This window comes from Arthrobacter ramosus, assembly GCF_039535095.1.
GTDB lineage: Bacteria > Actinomycetota > Actinomycetes > Actinomycetales > Micrococcaceae > Arthrobacter > Arthrobacter ramosus.
Genome location: NZ_BAAAWN010000001.1, coordinates 281,509 through 296,816 on the forward strand (window position 1 = coordinate 281,509; position 15,308 = coordinate 296,816).

The window sequence follows — 15,308 nt, forward strand, 5'->3', positions numbered from 1 at the left end:
TTTCGGCTTCCTTCCGGTGCTGTGGCTGGTTAGCGAACGCTTTCGGCGAGCTCGCCGTCGGCCGTTTCGGCAACGGTGGAGGGCTCGACGTCGGACTCCTCGCCTGGGGCGGTCATCGCGGCTGTGGCCTCTTCGAGGGTCATCTTCTCGAAGGCGGCCATCTGCTCAGCCGTGACGGAGTACACGGTGGAGAATTCGCCGATCGGCACAACGGTACTGAGCATCTTGTCCTGGTAAAGGTGAATCAGGTTGAACGCCTGCGCGCCGTTCTGGCCGCGCATCGACTTCGGGGCGACGTTGAGGTCCTGCGTGTAGCACGTGGCCGAAGCAACCGTCACGGGAGCGCCTCCGAAGGTGCTGAACGTGGAGTAGTGCAGGTGGCCGGCCAGGATGCCGCGGACATCAGTGCCTTCGATGACCTTTTCGAAGCGGCTCTGCTCGCGCAGTTCGAACATGGCCATCATCTCCAGCGGGCTGGGAACCGGCGGGTGGTGCAGGGCGATGAGCGTGCCATGGGGGGCCGGGGTGGCGAGGACGTCGGACAGCCAAGCGAGCTGCTCGTCGGAGATTTCGCCGTGGTGTTTGCCCGGAACCGTGGAGTCCAGGGCGATGATGCGCAGGCCGTTGACGTCGTGGACCATGTCCACGGATTCCTCGCCCGCGTCGGAGTCGAGGAGGCCCGAACGGAAGGCGGTGCGCGCGTCGTGGTTGCCCATGACCCAGATGATCTTGGCGCCGAGTTCCTCGGCGACGGGCTCCACGATGTTGCGGAGGCGGACGTAGGCGTCCGGGCGGCCGGTGTCGGCGAGGTCGCCGGTGAACACCAGTGCTTCGGGCTTGACCTGGGCCTTGACGAAGTCGCGGAACAGCTGGCGGAGGTTCTCGTCGCTGTCCACGCTGCCATGCAGGAGGTCGTTGTCGGCAACGAAATGGGTGTCGCTGATGTGCAGGATGAAGTGCTCGGGGGCGGGGTGCTGGAGTTCGGTGTTCACGGTCTTGTCTCCTTGTAATTATCTGCAGTGGGTAGCGGTGGTTCTTAGCGGGTGGAACTGGTGGTCAGGACGTCCCTGAGCCGTTCGAGGTCGGCGTCGCTGAAATCGTGTGCCTGGAGCAGGCCGGTGGCGCCGCCGTACATTTCGTCGATGAGGTCCAGTGTGGTTTCCAGGACAGAGGCGGGGCTCGCGGAGATGATTTCCCGGAGTTCCTCGCCGATGCCCGCAAGGCCCGGGTGGCTGGAGGCGGCGGCCACCATGGCCTCGCTCCATTCGCCGCGCAGGTTCTCCTCGCTGGCTACGTAGTCCAGGATCACCTGCTCGCGGTCCACTCCTGCGGCCAGGAGGGCCAGGGCAATGACGACGCCGGTGCGGTCCTTGCCCGCGGTGCAGTGGACCAGTACGGGCTCCGTCCCGGAGTCGGCGATGAGGCGGACGGCGTCGGCAAGGCGCTGCGCGTGGCTGCGGATCATGAGCCGGTAGATGTCCACCAGGGTGGTGATCTCCGAAGTACCCGGCACGTTGCCCTCTTCGAAAATCGGGTTGTGCCTGGTGTCGACGGCGAGTCCGTCAAGGTTGCTGGGCGACTTCGCCAACTCGGTGCGGTCTCGCAAGTCGATGACCAGACGGATGCCGAGCTCAGAGAATTGGCGGCGTCCGGCGTCGGTCAGTCCGTGCAGTGCGTCGGAGCGATACAGCTTTCCTTCCCGGATGGTACGTGCGACGGCGGCATCGCCCGCCGTGCTCCGGAAGTTGTAGGTGCCCTCCACGGGGTAGGGGCGGTTGCGGGTTCCGAAGACGGCGTCCTCGGCAGTGGTTGTCACAGCTGGTGTCCTTTGGATGGGTGGGAGGGGTTAGGGAATCAGGTCCTGGGCGCGCTTCTGGGCGTCGGCCATGGTGGTTTTTGCGTCCTTGCCGTAGTAGACGACGTTCTCGATCGCCTTGCCGAGGATGTCGTCGATCTGCACGTAGCTGTTTCCCGGGTAGGAAACCCAGGGCTGGAGGCGGTCAAGCTGGGCGAGGTTCGGGGCCAGGAGCGGATTCTTCTGGGCCCAGTCGTAGAGGGAACCACCCGGAGCGGTCAGCGAGGTGCGCAGCGGCAGGTAGCCGATCTTGGTGGAGATCTGCTCGTAGGCGTGGTCGCTGGTCATGAACTTGATCAACTCCCAGCCGGCGCGCTGCTTCGCTGGATCCTGTGAGAGGACGAACAGGGCCGAGCCGGAGTTGGTGGGCACGGCAGGCTTGCTGCCGAAGGAGGGCATCCCCGCTGCCTTGAGTTCCCAGCCGCCCTTCGTGGCGGCCGACATGAATGAGCCTTGGAGCGCTGAGGTAGTAAGGATGAAGGCGGTATCGCCCTTCGGGAGGCCTTCGTATTGTGCGTTGCTGTCTGCGTTGCGCAGCACGCCGTCCTTCGTCAGCTGTGCGAGCTTCGTAACGGTGTCAACGGCCGCGTCCGAGCCGAATCCGATGGTCTTGCGGTCATCGGAGAGAACCTGGGCCCCGTTCGACTTGAAGACGCCCTGCATGCACCAGTTGCCCCCGATGCTTGCGCACGAAATGTCCAGGGACGGCTTTCCGGTCTTGGCGGAAACGGCCTTTGCGGCCGCCTCCACCTTGTCCCAGGTGGAGAGGTCCGGGTTGGTGATTCCGGCGTCGGCGAGCTTGGTGGCGTTGTAGAAGAGGACGGGGGTGGAGAAGACGTAAGGAATGCCATAGGTCTTGCCGTTCCAGTCGGCCAGGTGCTTCGCGTTGGGGTGGAACGGGTGGGCGCCGCCGAGGGCGTCGTCGACGGCTTTCTGGCCGACCAGATCGCTGATCGGCTGGGCGCCAAGCTGGGTGGCGGCGAAGTCGAGGGAATCGAACGTCAACTGCGCGACGTCGGGTGCGTGTCCGGCGAGGAGCTGCGTCTGGACGCTGCTGACCGTGTTGGATCCGACGGCGCCCCCGCCCTGCGGTGCCTGCGCGGTGACGTGGATGTTCGGGTGGGCCTTTTCGAAGTCGGCTACCAGGCCTTTGACGGTATCGGTCCAGACGCCGGCTTGGGCCAGGTTGTAGCTTTCGAAGGTGATGTTGACTTGCTGGTCTGCCGTGAGTTCCGGGATGACCTGGTTGCTCACGGTGCTGGCCTGCGAGGTGCCGGAACAGCCTGCGAGGGCCAATGCGGCGGTGCCAGCGGCGATGGTTAGTGCAATTGAACGGAGAGGGCGCACAATATTTCCTTGATTGCTGGGTTGGGTGGGTACTGCAGGTTCCGGTTTGGGGCCGGAGTGTGGGGTGCTAGAGCGAGGCGGCGGGCTGAGCTGAGCTCGCAGTGGAAGGGTGCTTCGCGTCTGCGTGCCATTCGAGGCGCCTGCCGCTTTCGCGGTCAAAGAGGTGGAGGTTTTTGGCGTCGGCACTGAGTACGACGGCGTTACCCGGCCCCCAGTATTGGCCCCGCGGGGCGCGGACGGCCACGCGGTTCTCGCCGACCCGGCAGTAGATGACCTGTTCGCTGCCGAGGTTTTCGCTCAGGTCAACGATGCCCCGAAGGGCTGCCCCGGAGTTCGGCGCGGCTGCTGAAGAGCCGGGTGCGTGGATACTCAGGTGCTCGGGGCGGATGCCCAGCACGACGTCCCGCTGGGGTGTTTCCCCGTCCCATAGCACCGCTTCCAGGGAGGGTGCCATGACGGTGATGGAGCCGTTGCTGGTGGAAAGTTCGGCGTCGATCAGGTTGGTGGCCGGGGATCCCAGGAAGCCTGCCGCGAACACGGATGCGGGCTTGTCGTAGAGCTCTTCCGGCGTGCCGAGTTGCTCGAGCTGGCCTCCGTTGAGCAGCGCGATCTTGGTTGCCATGGTCATGGCTTCCACTTGGTCATGCGTGACGTAGATGAAGGTGGCACCGAGGCGCTTGTGTAGTCCGGCCAGCTCCTGCCGGGTCGCTGTGCGGAGCTTGGCATCCAGGTTGGACAGGGGTTCGTCCATGAGGAAGGCCTTGGGCTCGCGCACCAAGGCCCGTGCCACGGCGACTCGTTGGCGCTGGCCGCCGGACAGTTCCTTCGGCTTGCGGTCCAGGAGGTGGCCGATCTCCACCATTTCGGCCACGGCCTCCACGCGCTTCTTGACTTCCTGCTTGTCGGTGCGCCGCACGTGGAGCGGGAAGGCCAGGTTTTTCGCCACGCTGAGGTGCGGGTACAGGGCGTAGCTCTGGAACACCATGGCCAAGTCGCGCTTCTTGGACGGGGCGGTGGTGATGTCCGTTCCGTCCAGTTCGAGTGAGCCCGACGTCGGTTCCAGCAGGCCCGCGATCATGCGGAGCAGGGTGGTCTTGCCGCAGCCGCTGGGGCCGAGCAGGACCAGGAAATCACCGTCTTCAACGGTGAGCGATACGTTCTTTACCGCCGACACGTTCTTGAACGAACGCGACAACTGGTTGAGCACAAGTCGGCCCACGGGCACCTCCGGGGAAACGATGTTTCCTAAATCGAATTATTTAGGAAACGTCTTACCCTTGAAGGGTGGGGCTCGATTATTAACGGTCGGTGCGGAGTTGATGAACTCCCCGTGCGCGGACAGGAAACAGTTGAAGCCGCCCGCGTTTCGCGCCAAAAGCTATTCGGGCTTCTCCACGATATGCAGGACTTCTTCGAACACCGCGGAGCGGGCGCGCTCGACGTCGGGAGAATCTGCAGTCACCGCGGCGTGAAGGGCGGACAGCACCAGCATCTGGACGATGTTCCCGATGGGCAGCTGGTCGTTCCACGAATGGAATTCAGCCCCGGCCACGAGCGTGTGGGTCGAGAGGTCGGCGAGTTCGGATTTCGCATAGCTGGTCACCCCGATCACGGTTGCCTTGCGTTCAGCCGCGATCCGCGCAGAACCAATCGTGAAGGAGTTCATTCCGCTGTCACTCACGGCGATGCAGACATCCCCCGCTGAGAGGAGCTTGGCGGAGATGTGCTGCGAGACAATGTCGGATGGCGCCTCGCATTGCACTCCGGCCGACAGGAACCGCAGGGCGAGGGATTGGGCGGGAGCGAGTGATGCTCCGTTGGCCACCACCAGCAGGCGTCCGCCCTGGCGAATCGCTTTCACAGCGGCGTCGAAGGCCTCGAAGTCCAAAGACCCCAATGCTCCGCGGATGTCCTGGGAGGCCCGGGAAAAGATCCCTGAAACCAGGTGTTCGGAGGATCCGGGTTCGCCGGTTGCCCCGGACTCTTCCTGTTGGATGCTGTCCCGTGCCGCGGCGCCCAGATCGCGCAGCAGGACCTGGCGCAGGTGCTGGAATCCGTCAAAGCCCATGCTCTTGCACGCGCGAACGATCGTCGCGGGCGACGTCCCCGTCTGGGTGACCAGATCCGCTACCGACATCCTGGCCACGGTCTCCGGGGAATCAAGGCACAACTGCGCCACCCGCTGTTCGCTGGGAGCCAGCGAGGGGAAAATTGACTTGATATGCGCGCGGGAACCGCCCAGGGGCGGTTCGGATTTGTACGGGGTCATTCGCCTTTCATACCAGATTCACTTGAATAGCGAACCAGCAGCGCCGAAACCGACGACGGCGGGTGCCTGCCGCCGTCGGGCACCGACACGTATCAGTCGAGCGGCAAAGTGACGGTTACGCAGGTTCCGTTGCCTGGACTGGAGACGACGGAGACCTCGCCGCCCACTTCGCTGACGGCGATGGACATGAGGCGGAGCCCGAACCCGTGGTGTGCGCCCGCAGGCGTTGCCTGGCTGTCGAAGCCGCCGCCGTTGTCCGTGACTGTCAGCCGGATCCCGTGGTAGACGGCGGCGAGCCGGACGGTGATGTCGTGGGCATGCGCGTACTTGAACGCGTTGCTGAGTACCTCCTTGGCGGCGTGGTAGAGCAAGGAAGCGGAGCCGGACGAGATTTCGACGCCATGGTGCGGCGTCTCCCAGTGGATTTCGGTCCCCTGGCGGCGGAGCGGTGCGGCCAATCGGTCGATGCAGCCAGCGAGCCCCAAAGTGTGGAAGTCCACCGGTTGCTGATCGGTGATCACGCCATTGATGGCGGTAACCTCGTCCAGGGCTGTTGTTGTCTTCATGGCCGGTCCTGCTCCCCTTGCAGCTTTGGTGCTTTCGCCGGCGGATGGGTTCCGCCTGTGCTTGCATTAAGACTGGACCCGAGGAGTTAAGGTTCCCGCGATATTTAGTTAGTTTCGCCCTAATTTTTTGTCAGGAATCTGGATCGCGCTACTTCGCGAGGAAACCGAGCAAGGCCTGGTTGACCTCGGCGCCATGCGTCCACAGCAAGCCGTGCGGGGCGCCGTCGATCTCCACGTACTCGGCGCCGGGGAGCGCTTCGGCGAACCTCCGGCCGGTGACGTCGATGGGGAGGATGTTGTCCGCGGTGCCATGCACAATCAAGGCAGGCACATCGATCTTGGGGATGTCGGCCCTGAAATCGGTGAGCCACGTGGGCTGCGCGGCCACCGAGGCATAGGCGCCTGAATGCGCTGCCAGGTTCCAACTGGCGGTGACTGCTTCGTGGCTCAGGCGATGCGTTCCGAGGAAAGTGGGAGCGTTGAAGAAGTTATTGAAGAATTCGGTGAAGAAGGCGTAGCGATCGGCTGTGACTGCCTCGGTGAGTCCGTCGAACACGGACTGCGGGACGCCTCCGGGGTTGTCCGCGGTCTGCAGGAGGAACGGTTCTAAGGATGCGAGGAACACGGCTTTCGCGACCCGGGCCGAGCCGTAAGTGCCAAGGTAGCGGGCCACTTCGCCGGTACCCATCGAGAAGCCCACCAGTACGGCGTCGTTGAGATTCAGTGCTTCCAGCAGGGTGTTCAGGTCCGCGGCGAAGGTGTCGTAGTCGTAGCCGGCGGTCGGCTTGCTGGACTTGCCGAAGCCGCGGCGGTCGTAGGTGATGACGCGGTAGCCTGCGGCGAGCAATGCGGCGGTCTGCTTCTCCCAGGACGAACCATCCAGGGGATAGCCGTGGATAAGGACCACTGCCTGGCCGGTCCCGTGGTCTTCGTAGTAGATTTCGATCTCGGTGCTGTTTTCATTTCCGACGGTGATGTAAGCCATGACTACGGTCCTTTCGTAGCGGATCTTGCCGAGCGTTTCCAGCCTACTGTCCGGGCACGACGGCGGCACTACCCCCGCCACGCTTCGCCCTGAGGGGAAGCCCTAGTTGCCCCCAGCAACCAGTCGTAGACTGGCCTTCGAATCACTACGCGCGTTGGAGAACGATGCTCTGGAAACTTCTCGTTCAGTACCTGCGGCCACATCGGCGGCTGCTGATCGCCGTCGTCATTTTCCAGTTGGCGCAGTCCATCGCGTCGCTGTACTTGCCCACACTGAATGCCGACATCATTGACGAAGGCGTGGCCAAGGGGGATACCGGGTACATCCTGGGCACCGGCAGCCTCATGTTGCTCATCACCCTCCTGCAGATCGCGTGTTCGATCACGGCCGTGTACTTCGGCGCGAAAGCCGCCATGGGCTTGGGGCGGGACCTGCGCGGCGCTATTTTCACCAGGGTGGGGGAGTTCTCCGAGCAGGAGGTCACCCGCTTCGGTGCGCCCTCGCTGATCACGCGTTCAACCAACGATGTGCAGCAGGTCCAGCAGCTCGTCCTGATGTCCTGCACGCTCATGGTTGCGGCGCCCATGCTCAGCATCGGCGGGGTCATCATGGCCGTCCGGCAAGATGCCCAGTTGTCCTGGCTGATTGCCGTGAGCGTCCCCGTGTTGCTCGTTGCGGTGGGCCTCATTGTTAGCCGGATGGTCCCGCTGTTCCGCAAGATGCAGGTCCGGATCGACACCGTGAACCGCGTGCTCCGCGAACAACTGGCCGGCATCCGCGTGGTGCGCGCGTTCGTGCGCGAGGACATGGAGACGGAACGCTTCGCCTCGGCCAACCAGGACGTCACGGAGATGGCGCTGCGCGCCGGGCGGCTCATGGCTCTGATGTTCCCCGTGGTGATGCTGGTGCTCAACGTCTCCAGCGTCGCCGTGATCTGGTTCGGGTCGTTCCGGATCGACGACGGATCCATGCAGGTAGGCACGCTAATCGCTTTCCTGAGCTACCTCATGCAGATCCTCATGTCCGTCATGATGGCTACGTTCATGGCCGTCATGATCCCGCGTGCGGCTGTTTCGGCGGACCGCATCGGACAGGTGCTGGAGACCCAATCGAGCGTGCGGCCGCCTGAGAACCCAGTGACGGAGACCGCCGGACGCGGCGAGCTGGAATTGCTCGACGTCGGATTCGCCTACCCGGGTGCCGAGCAGCCCGTCCTGAGCGGCATCAGCTTCCGGGCACGCGCAGGGCAGACGACGGCCATCATTGGCAGCACGGGCGCGGGCAAGACTACCTTGGTGAACTTGCTGCCACGGCTCTTCGACGCGAGCAGCGGCTCGGTGCGGATCGACGACGTCGACGTCCGCGAACTGCACCCTGACCTCTTGTGGGGGCACATCGGACTGGTGCCGCAAAAGCCCTACCTCTTCTCCGGCACGGTTCGCAGCAACCTTCTTTACGGCAAGCCCGACGCCACCGAGGAAGAACTCTGGAGGGCGCTCGCCATTGCACAGGCCCAGGACTTCGTCGAGGAGATGGAGGGCGGGCTTGACGCTCGGATCTCCCAGGGTGGCACCAACGTTTCCGGCGGTCAGCGCCAGCGTCTCGCCATCGCCCGGGCACTCGTGAAGCAGCCCGAGCTCTACATCTTCGACGACTCCTTCTCATCGTTGGACACCGCCACGGACGCCAGGCTCCGCCAGGCGCTCAAGCGCCACACTTCCGGCGCCACCATGGTCATCATTGCGCAGCGGGTATCCAGCATCGCGGATGCTGAGCAGATTCTAGTGCTCGACGACGGGCGGCTGGTCGGGCGCGGAACCCACGAGGAGTTGTTGGAGACTTCAGAAACGTACCGGGAGATAGTTTCCTCGCAATTGGCAGCGGAGGAGGCAGCATGAGCAGCGCACCCAGCACCGCCAACCGCCCGCAGCGTCCCCCGATGGGGCCAGGCCGCGGCGGACCCTTCGCGGGAATGAGCATCCCTGCCGAAAAGGCCATGAACTTCCTGCCCTCCGCCAAGCGGCTCCTGGGCACGCTGCGGCCCGAGCGCTTGTGGCTCACCCTGGTTCTCTTCCTCGCCGTCGCGAGCGTGACCCTGTCCGTGATCGGCCCCCGGCTTCTGGGCCAAGGCACCAACCTGATCTTCTCCGGCGTCGTATCCAAGCAACTTCCCGCCGGGGTGAGCAAAGAACAGGTCATCGACGGACTGCGTGCTTCCGGCCAGGGCTCCAAAGCCGACATGTTGAAGGGCATGGACCTGACTCCCGGCGTCGGAATCGATTTCGGGGCGTTGTCCTCGATCCTGCTGTGGGTGCTGGTCTTGTATATCCTGGCCTCAGCGTTCGGCTGGATTCAGGCCTACGTGCTCAACGGCGTCGTGCAGCGGACGGTGTACCGGCTCCGTGAGCAGATCGAAGCGAAAATCAACCGGCTTCCGCTGCGCTATTTCGATTCGGTGCAGCGCGGCGAGCTGCTCAGCCGCGTGACCAACGACGTCGACAACATTTCGCAAAGCCTCCAACAGTCCATCAGCCAGGCGGTCACGTCCCTGCTCACGGTGGCCGGCGTCATCTTCATGATGTTCCTGCTCTCGCCGATTCTGGCGTTTATCACCCTGGTCACGGTGCCGTTGACGCTGGTGACCACCGTGCTGATTGCCAAGCGCTCGCAGAAGCTGTTCGTGGCGCAGTGGAAGAACACCGGCGAGCTGAACGGCCAGATCGAAGAAACCTACACCGGCCACGCGCTCGTGAAGGTGTTCGGCCGCCAGCGCGAAGTGGAGGAGCGGTTCCGCGAGAAGAACGCAGAGCTGTTCTCAGCCAGCTTCGGCGCCCAGTTCATCAGCGGCTTGATCATGCCGGCACTGACATTCATCGGCAACCTCGTCTATGTCGGGATCGCCGTGGTGGGTGGCCTTCAAGTAGCTTCGGGCGCCATGCAGTTGGGCGATGTCCAGGCCTTCATCCAGTACTCCCGGCAGTTCACGCAGCCCCTGGCCCAGCTCGGCTCGATGGCCAATCTGCTCCAGTCCGGGGTGGCATCCGCGGAACGCGTCTTCTCGCTGCTCGATACCGAGGAGCAAAGCGCTGATCCTGAGCCCTCGGCTGTTCCCGAAGTGACACGCGGGCGCTTGGTGTTCGAGAACATTTCCTTCTCCTACTCGGCAGACAAGCCGTTGATCCAGAATCTGAGCCTGGTGGCCGAGCCCGGACAGTCTGTGGCGATCGTCGGGCCCACAGGAGCAGGCAAGACCACCCTTGTGAACCTCATGATGCGTTTCTACGAGCTCGACGCCGGGCGGATAACGCTCGACGGCGTCGACGTCGCCTCGATGTCCCGCTACGAGCTGCGCTCGCGGATGGGCATGGTGCTGCAGGACACGTGGCTGTTCGGCGGCACCATCCGGGACAACATCGCCTACGGACGGCCCGACGCTACCGAAGCCGAGATTCTGGAGGCCGCACAAGCGACGTACGTGGATCGCTTCGTGCACTCCCTCCCGGAGGGCTACGACACAGTGCTCGACGATGAGGGCAGCAACGTTTCCGCCGGTGAGATGCAGCTGCTCACTATCGCCCGGGCGTTCCTGGCCCGTCCGTCAGTCTTGATTCTTGACGAGGCCACGAGCTCCGTGGACACCCGGACCGAGGTTCTGGTTCAGAAGGCCATGAATGCCCTGCGTTCTGACCGGACGAGCTTTGTGATCGCGCACCGCCTGTCCACGATCCGCGACGCCAACCTCATCCTGGTGATGGAAGCCGGGCAGATCGTGGAGCAAGGGACGCATGCGGAGCTGCTGGCCGCTGGAGGCGCGTACTCGCGGCTGTACGAAGCCCAGTTCGCGGCGCCGGTGGCGGAAGTTTAAGGGGGCTCTGTCCACATAGGGCGTGCCGGGGGTGACGCAGACGCGCCGCGGCCCGGCACGATGGCTACATGGATGTCGAAAAGGCGCTTAATCTCTGTGGGGGTGTGGCGCGAAGGCCTGTGCTGGCCCGTCTTGGCATCACCGACGGCCAGCTGAGGAAGGCGGTCCGCCGCGGTGTGGAACAACCCGCGCACGGCGTTTACGCGCTGGCTTCGGCATTCGTCGATGATGTGGCCCTGGTCCGGAACCGCCAAATACGGACCTGCGTCAGTGCCGCCTCATTCTACGGGTTGTGGGTCATTAACCAGTCCGGCCCGCTGCACGTGCACCACAGGCGCAACCAAGGCGCCTGCGATGTCCTACATCACGGCGGTTTGCTGCTTCCCGCGCATCCGCACAGACCAGTGGCCGCCTTGGCAGATGTCCTGATCCACGCATTGCGCTGCCTGCCCTGGCAGGATTCCTTGGTGATGGTGGAGTGTGCTGTGGCCCGGGGTGACATGACGGTGGGATTCCTGCGGGAGCGGCTGCCGGGAAAGCGAAACGGCAAGGCACGCGAGGTTCTACGCTGGGTGGATCGCGGGGCTGAATCGATGTTGGAGACGCTGGCCCGGACCTACTTCCGGAGGGCCGGAATCCATGTCCAGCCGCAGTTCTATCTCGATGGCGTGGGCTACATGGACCTGTTGCTGGACGATTGGCTGTTGGTGGAACTCGACGGCCGCAGCCATGCGGATTGGCGGCAGGTAGAGAAAGACCATCGCCGTAACAACTCGTCCGTGGTTCAGGGCTATACGGTGCTCCGTTACTACTACTCGGACGTGGTCTATGAAGCGGAAGCCATGGTTGCGGAGGTTCTTGCGGTGCTTGGACGAGGGAAAATTGCACGTCCGGCGGCGTAGCTGTGTCACGCCAAGCAACTTTTTGGGGCCTTGGGTCAGGGAGAAGCCCGGAAATCCGGGCGTTCGGATGCCAGCAGCGGCCAAAAAACTGCCTCGCGTGACACTCGCTGGAGCGGGCACGAGTACGCGGCCCGGTTCCGTTCGGTTGGACTCCGCTGAAGTTCGACTGAGTGCGAAGTATCCATACCCGTTGACTCCGCTCCGCCATCGGCATATCCTACAACCAAATGGTTGTAGATCAGCTCAGTGAAACCGAACTTGACCGCCTCTTCCAGGCGTTTTCCGATGCCACGCGCCGGGACATCGTCCGTCGGGTGACGGTCGGGGAGTATTCGGTGTCCGGTTTGGCAGCCCTCTACGCCATGAGTTTTGCCGCCGTTCAGAAGCACGTGGCGGTGTTGGAGCGCGCCTCCCTTGTAACAAAGGAGAAGCGTGGAAGGGAGCAGATCGTGCGGGGCAACCATGATGGCTTGCAGAAAGCCCGCCAGCTGCTCGATGAGTACGAGGCGATCTGGCGGCAGCGCGTCGAGCGGATCGCAGACATCCTCGCCAAAAAATAGGAAGGGTTCCGCAATGTCGGTTATCAGTTCCACCAAGAATCCCGAAGCGTTGAGCTTAACCCTCGTCGCCGAATTCGATGCCAGCCCTGAAGAGGTCTGGCAGATCTGGGAAGACCCGCGCCAGCTCGAGCGCTGGTGGGGTCCACCCACCTGGCCAGCTACTTTTGAGCAGTTCGAGTTCGAACCTGGCGGGAAGGCCAGCTATTACATGACCGGTCCCGACGGCGAGAAAGCTGGCGGTTGGTGGCGCATCACGGCCATCCAGGCCCCGAACCGCTTGGAGTTCGACGACGGCTTTGCCGACGAAAACGGAGCTCCCGTCGCGGAGATAGGGGCCGGCCATGCGACGGTGACCCTCGAAGAGATCGGCGACCGCACCCGCATGACCATCCTGTCCACCTTCGAATCAGAAGAGCAGATGAAGAAGATGATCGACATGGGTATGGAAGAGGGAATGCAGGAGGCAGCCGGCCAGATCGACGCGCTCCTTTCCGAGCACTCCCGAGCCTGACATGCCCGGCGCGCAGTGACCGCACCCTGGATACGCGAACGACGGCGGGAGGTGAGTCCCGCCGTCGTCGTCGCGTGGCGTCCGAAACGGCGCTATTACAGGGACTGCGCGTCGAAGGAGGTGGCCTTGGCCGCGCTGCTGTTGAGGCTGACAGTGAAGGTGTTGGGCCCGCTGCAGGTGACCGCGATGCTGGCCTTGGAGGTGTTGTGGCGCACCGAGAAGTCGTGCACCAGCGCGTCCAGCGTGTGGTGGGTGGTTGAGCGGTCCCAAATCTTGAGGGTTACGGAGTCGGCAGTTTCAAACGTCATTGTTCAGTGCTTCCATTCATGAATCCGGATATCCGGCTGTCGCGCCAGTGCGAAAGCCGCCGTATAGCCTTTCCATAGTGCACAGTGAGGCGCGGACGGCTCAAGCCAGGATGCCGTTTGTTGCTAGTGAGTCTCATCACAGCCGGTGGCGCTAGTGGGATGCAAGTTGCAGTGCGCCGAAGACCGGATCCTGGGTGAGGACCTGCAAAGTGTCGAGGCCTCGGCTGGCAAGGGCTATCCGCATGGCCGTCTGCAAGGTGGGCTGGTTCATCCCGAGGCCACCGCCGAGGACAATGGGCCCCTCGATGTTCAGTTGCCCGGCGCATCTTGCCGCCAACGAGGCAAGATCTGCACCCGCTTGGAGAATCATGTCCAAAGCACCTGTGTGCCCCGCTGCCGCGCACTCAAAGACAATCGGTGATTTGGAAGCCCAAAACTCGCGTCCCGCGTCGCCATGGAAAAGGGCAATCAAACCCTCCGGGCCGAGGAGTCCACAAGATTTCAAGAGCGCTTTCGTCAGTTCGTCGGCGCGCAGCCCATCGTTCATGCGCTCGAGGCTGTACCTCACCGCTTCACGAGCAAACCAGTAACCGCTGCCTTCGTCGCCAAGCAAGTAACCCCAGCCGCCCGCACGTGCTTGGTCCTCGCCGTTGGTGCCCCAGGCCGCCGATCCAGTGCCGGCGATCACGGCGATTCCAGTACTGCATCCTGCCGCAGCCAGGAGAAGGCGCGTGTCATGGACAACGGAGACGACGGCGTCGGGAGCCAATGGTTGGATCAGTTCCCTCAGTGCGTTCGCGTCTTCGGCCGTGTCGATCCCGCCGGAACCAACCACCACCCGCGCAACGGACCCGCCCTGGAGGGTGGCGAAGACACCCTCCAGGTTGCTGCGGGCTTGGGCGCGGCTCACGTTCTGGACATTGGCGCTGCCGCCGGAAGTATCGGCAACGGCGGTGCCATCCAGCCATTTGATGCCGCGTGTCTTTGAACCTCCGATGTCCAAACCTACGACTGTGCCGATGCCGCCTGGTGCCACTAGCTCGGGTCCGCGCGGTAGAAGTACATCTCCCTCGACCCCGAAGGGGCATCCCAGCCTTGGGCGAACATCCAGGTTCCGCCGAATTTGAGCAGGCCGCCCCAGGCCAGTGATCCACCCCTGTGCATCGCTTTCTGGGTGAATGGCTGGTTCACGTCATAGAGCGCCTGCGCGGCGGAAAATTGGCCGTCTGCGTCGCCGTAGAAGAAGTCGAGCACGAGGTTGCCGCCGTCGCTCCCGGTGCCGTCGCCGTCGTCGACAATGGCGCAGGCCACTTCGTGCAGTGAGCCGCCCAGCGGCCCAAGGTCCAGGTACTCCTGCGGTTCAAACGTCCAGTTCACCATGTCGGCGGACCGTCCCACATGGGTGGTTCCGCCGCAGCCCTCGGACAGATACATCAGGTAGTGGCCACCGATCTTGACGGCGTCGCCCTGGGCGTTCCGGGGGATGACTGCCCCCTTGGCCCAGAACCGCGAAACCTCGTAAGGGACAGCCTGGCCGAGCTTTTCCCAATGGATCAAGTCGTCGGACACTGCGACGTTGATGTCGCAGCCGACATCGCCAAGGGGATAGACATCCGGGTCCTGGCCAGCCTGCTCCTCGCTGCGGTCGATCGTCCAGATCCCGTTGTAGAACATGTAGTAACGTCCATTGGCCTGGTACACCTTGGGATCTTCGCAGCCAAGGATCTCATTGTCCTGGGTGGGGTAGATCACTGGATTGGAGGGGTTGTCCTGCCACCCGGTTTCGGGATCGTAAACGGCGACGCCGATACGGCTGGAGACCGATTCCTTTCGCGGGGATGCGCGGTAGAAGAGGTAGAGCTTGCCGTCGCGCTCCATGACAGAGGGATTGAAGATTGAATCCGCGGTCCAGCCGATGCCGGTTGGATCGGCCCAGTCCTGGACTTGCCGGAACGTCAGGGATTCGTCCTTGCGGAACGGGCCCACAGCCCATTCCGGGTGCTCGGGGTACTCGGCGGAAAACTGGTCGGTGGAAATGGTGTCGGTCAGCGGATTGCTGAACGTGAGTGCTCCCTCGTAGCTGTGGAACAGGGCTTCTGTGGTGATTTTCTGCATGGGTTCTTCCTGTGGCGGTGGCGTG

The 15,308-nt window shown here is 63.4% G+C and carries 15 protein-coding genes; 5 read left to right on the forward strand and 10 right to left on the reverse strand.

The window, feature by feature from the left end; translation table 11 throughout:
* Positions 1 to 29: 29 nt before the first annotated feature.
* The 7 genes from ABD742_RS01370 to ABD742_RS01400 all read right to left on the reverse strand — a co-directional run bounded on the left by ABD742_RS01370 (position 30) and on the right by ABD742_RS01400 (position 7,022).
* The gene (locus tag ABD742_RS01370) at positions 30 to 992 is read right to left on the reverse strand and encodes a phosphodiesterase (protein ID WP_234753299.1); all 963 of its coding nucleotides are present in this window, start codon (positions 990 to 992) and stop codon (positions 30 to 32) included.
* Positions 993 to 1,036: 44 nt separating this feature from the next.
* On the reverse strand, positions 1,037 to 1,816 hold the full coding sequence (locus tag ABD742_RS01375; protein ID WP_234753300.1) for a tyrosine-protein phosphatase: 780 nt from the start codon (positions 1,814 to 1,816) through the stop codon (positions 1,037 to 1,039).
* A gap of 30 nt (positions 1,817 to 1,846) precedes the next feature.
* Complete coding sequence (locus ABD742_RS01380; RefSeq protein ID WP_234753301.1) at positions 1,847 to 3,202, reverse strand: ABC transporter substrate-binding protein; 1,356 nt, start codon at positions 3,200 to 3,202, stop codon at positions 1,847 to 1,849.
* A gap of 67 nt (positions 3,203 to 3,269) precedes the next feature.
* On the reverse strand, positions 3,270 to 4,421 hold the full coding sequence (locus ABD742_RS01385) for an ABC transporter ATP-binding protein (RefSeq protein ID WP_234753302.1): 1,152 nt from the start codon (positions 4,419 to 4,421) through the stop codon (positions 3,270 to 3,272).
* A gap of 159 nt (positions 4,422 to 4,580) precedes the next feature.
* Positions 4,581 to 5,471, reverse strand: coding sequence for a MurR/RpiR family transcriptional regulator (locus tag ABD742_RS01390; RefSeq protein ID WP_234753303.1), 891 nt, complete (start codon positions 5,469 to 5,471; stop codon positions 4,581 to 4,583).
* Positions 5,472 to 5,563: 92 nt separating this feature from the next.
* Entirely contained in the window at positions 5,564 to 6,037 is a 474-nt protein-coding gene (locus ABD742_RS01395; protein WP_234753304.1) for a sensor histidine kinase, read from the reverse strand.
* A 148-nt stretch (positions 6,038 to 6,185) separates the two neighbouring features.
* Positions 6,186 to 7,022 carry an alpha/beta fold hydrolase gene (locus ABD742_RS01400; RefSeq protein WP_234753305.1) on the reverse strand — a complete coding sequence of 279 codons (837 nt, stop codon included), beginning with the start codon at positions 7,020 to 7,022 and terminating at the stop codon, positions 6,186 to 6,188.
* A gap of 164 nt (positions 7,023 to 7,186) precedes the next feature.
* Here ABD742_RS01400 and ABD742_RS01405 point away from each other — a divergent pair, with 164 nt between their 5' ends.
* From ABD742_RS01405 to ABD742_RS01425, 5 genes are all read left to right on the forward strand, one after another.
* Complete coding sequence (locus ABD742_RS01405) at positions 7,187 to 8,920, forward strand: ABC transporter ATP-binding protein (protein WP_234753306.1); 1,734 nt, start codon at positions 7,187 to 7,189, stop codon at positions 8,918 to 8,920.
* Positions 8,917 to 10,887, forward strand: coding sequence for an ABC transporter ATP-binding protein (locus tag ABD742_RS01410; protein WP_308193879.1), 1,971 nt, complete (start codon positions 8,917 to 8,919; stop codon positions 10,885 to 10,887). The genes ABD742_RS01405 and ABD742_RS01410 overlap by 4 nt, the downstream gene beginning before the upstream one ends.
* Positions 10,888 to 10,955: 68 nt before the next feature.
* On the forward strand, positions 10,956 to 11,789 hold the full coding sequence (locus ABD742_RS01415) for a DUF559 domain-containing protein (protein ID WP_234753307.1): 834 nt from the start codon (positions 10,956 to 10,958) through the stop codon (positions 11,787 to 11,789).
* A gap of 227 nt (positions 11,790 to 12,016) precedes the next feature.
* Positions 12,017 to 12,349 (forward strand): ArsR/SmtB family transcription factor, encoded by a 333-nt coding sequence (locus ABD742_RS01420; RefSeq protein WP_234753308.1) that lies wholly within the window; start codon positions 12,017 to 12,019, stop codon positions 12,347 to 12,349.
* Between the two features lie 13 nt (positions 12,350 to 12,362).
* On the forward strand, positions 12,363 to 12,860 hold the full coding sequence (locus ABD742_RS01425; RefSeq protein ID WP_234753309.1) for an SRPBCC family protein: 498 nt from the start codon (positions 12,363 to 12,365) through the stop codon (positions 12,858 to 12,860).
* 95 nt (positions 12,861 to 12,955) lie between these two features.
* On the opposite strand, the gene ABD742_RS01430 is transcribed toward ABD742_RS01425, so the two are convergent.
* From ABD742_RS01430 to ABD742_RS01440, 3 genes are all read right to left on the reverse strand, one after another.
* Positions 12,956 to 13,168, reverse strand: a complete 213-nt coding sequence (locus ABD742_RS01430) for a hypothetical protein (protein ID WP_234753310.1) — start codon at positions 13,166 to 13,168, stop codon at positions 12,956 to 12,958.
* Between the two features lie 151 nt (positions 13,169 to 13,319).
* Entirely contained in the window at positions 13,320 to 14,204 is an 885-nt protein-coding gene (locus ABD742_RS01435; protein WP_234753311.1) for an N-acetylglucosamine kinase, read from the reverse strand.
* Entirely contained in the window at positions 14,204 to 15,283 is a 1,080-nt protein-coding gene (locus ABD742_RS01440) for a glycoside hydrolase family 130 protein (RefSeq protein WP_234753312.1), read from the reverse strand. Before ABD742_RS01440 ends, ABD742_RS01435 begins: the two co-directional genes overlap by 1 nt.
* Positions 15,284 to 15,308: the final 25 nt, after the last annotated feature.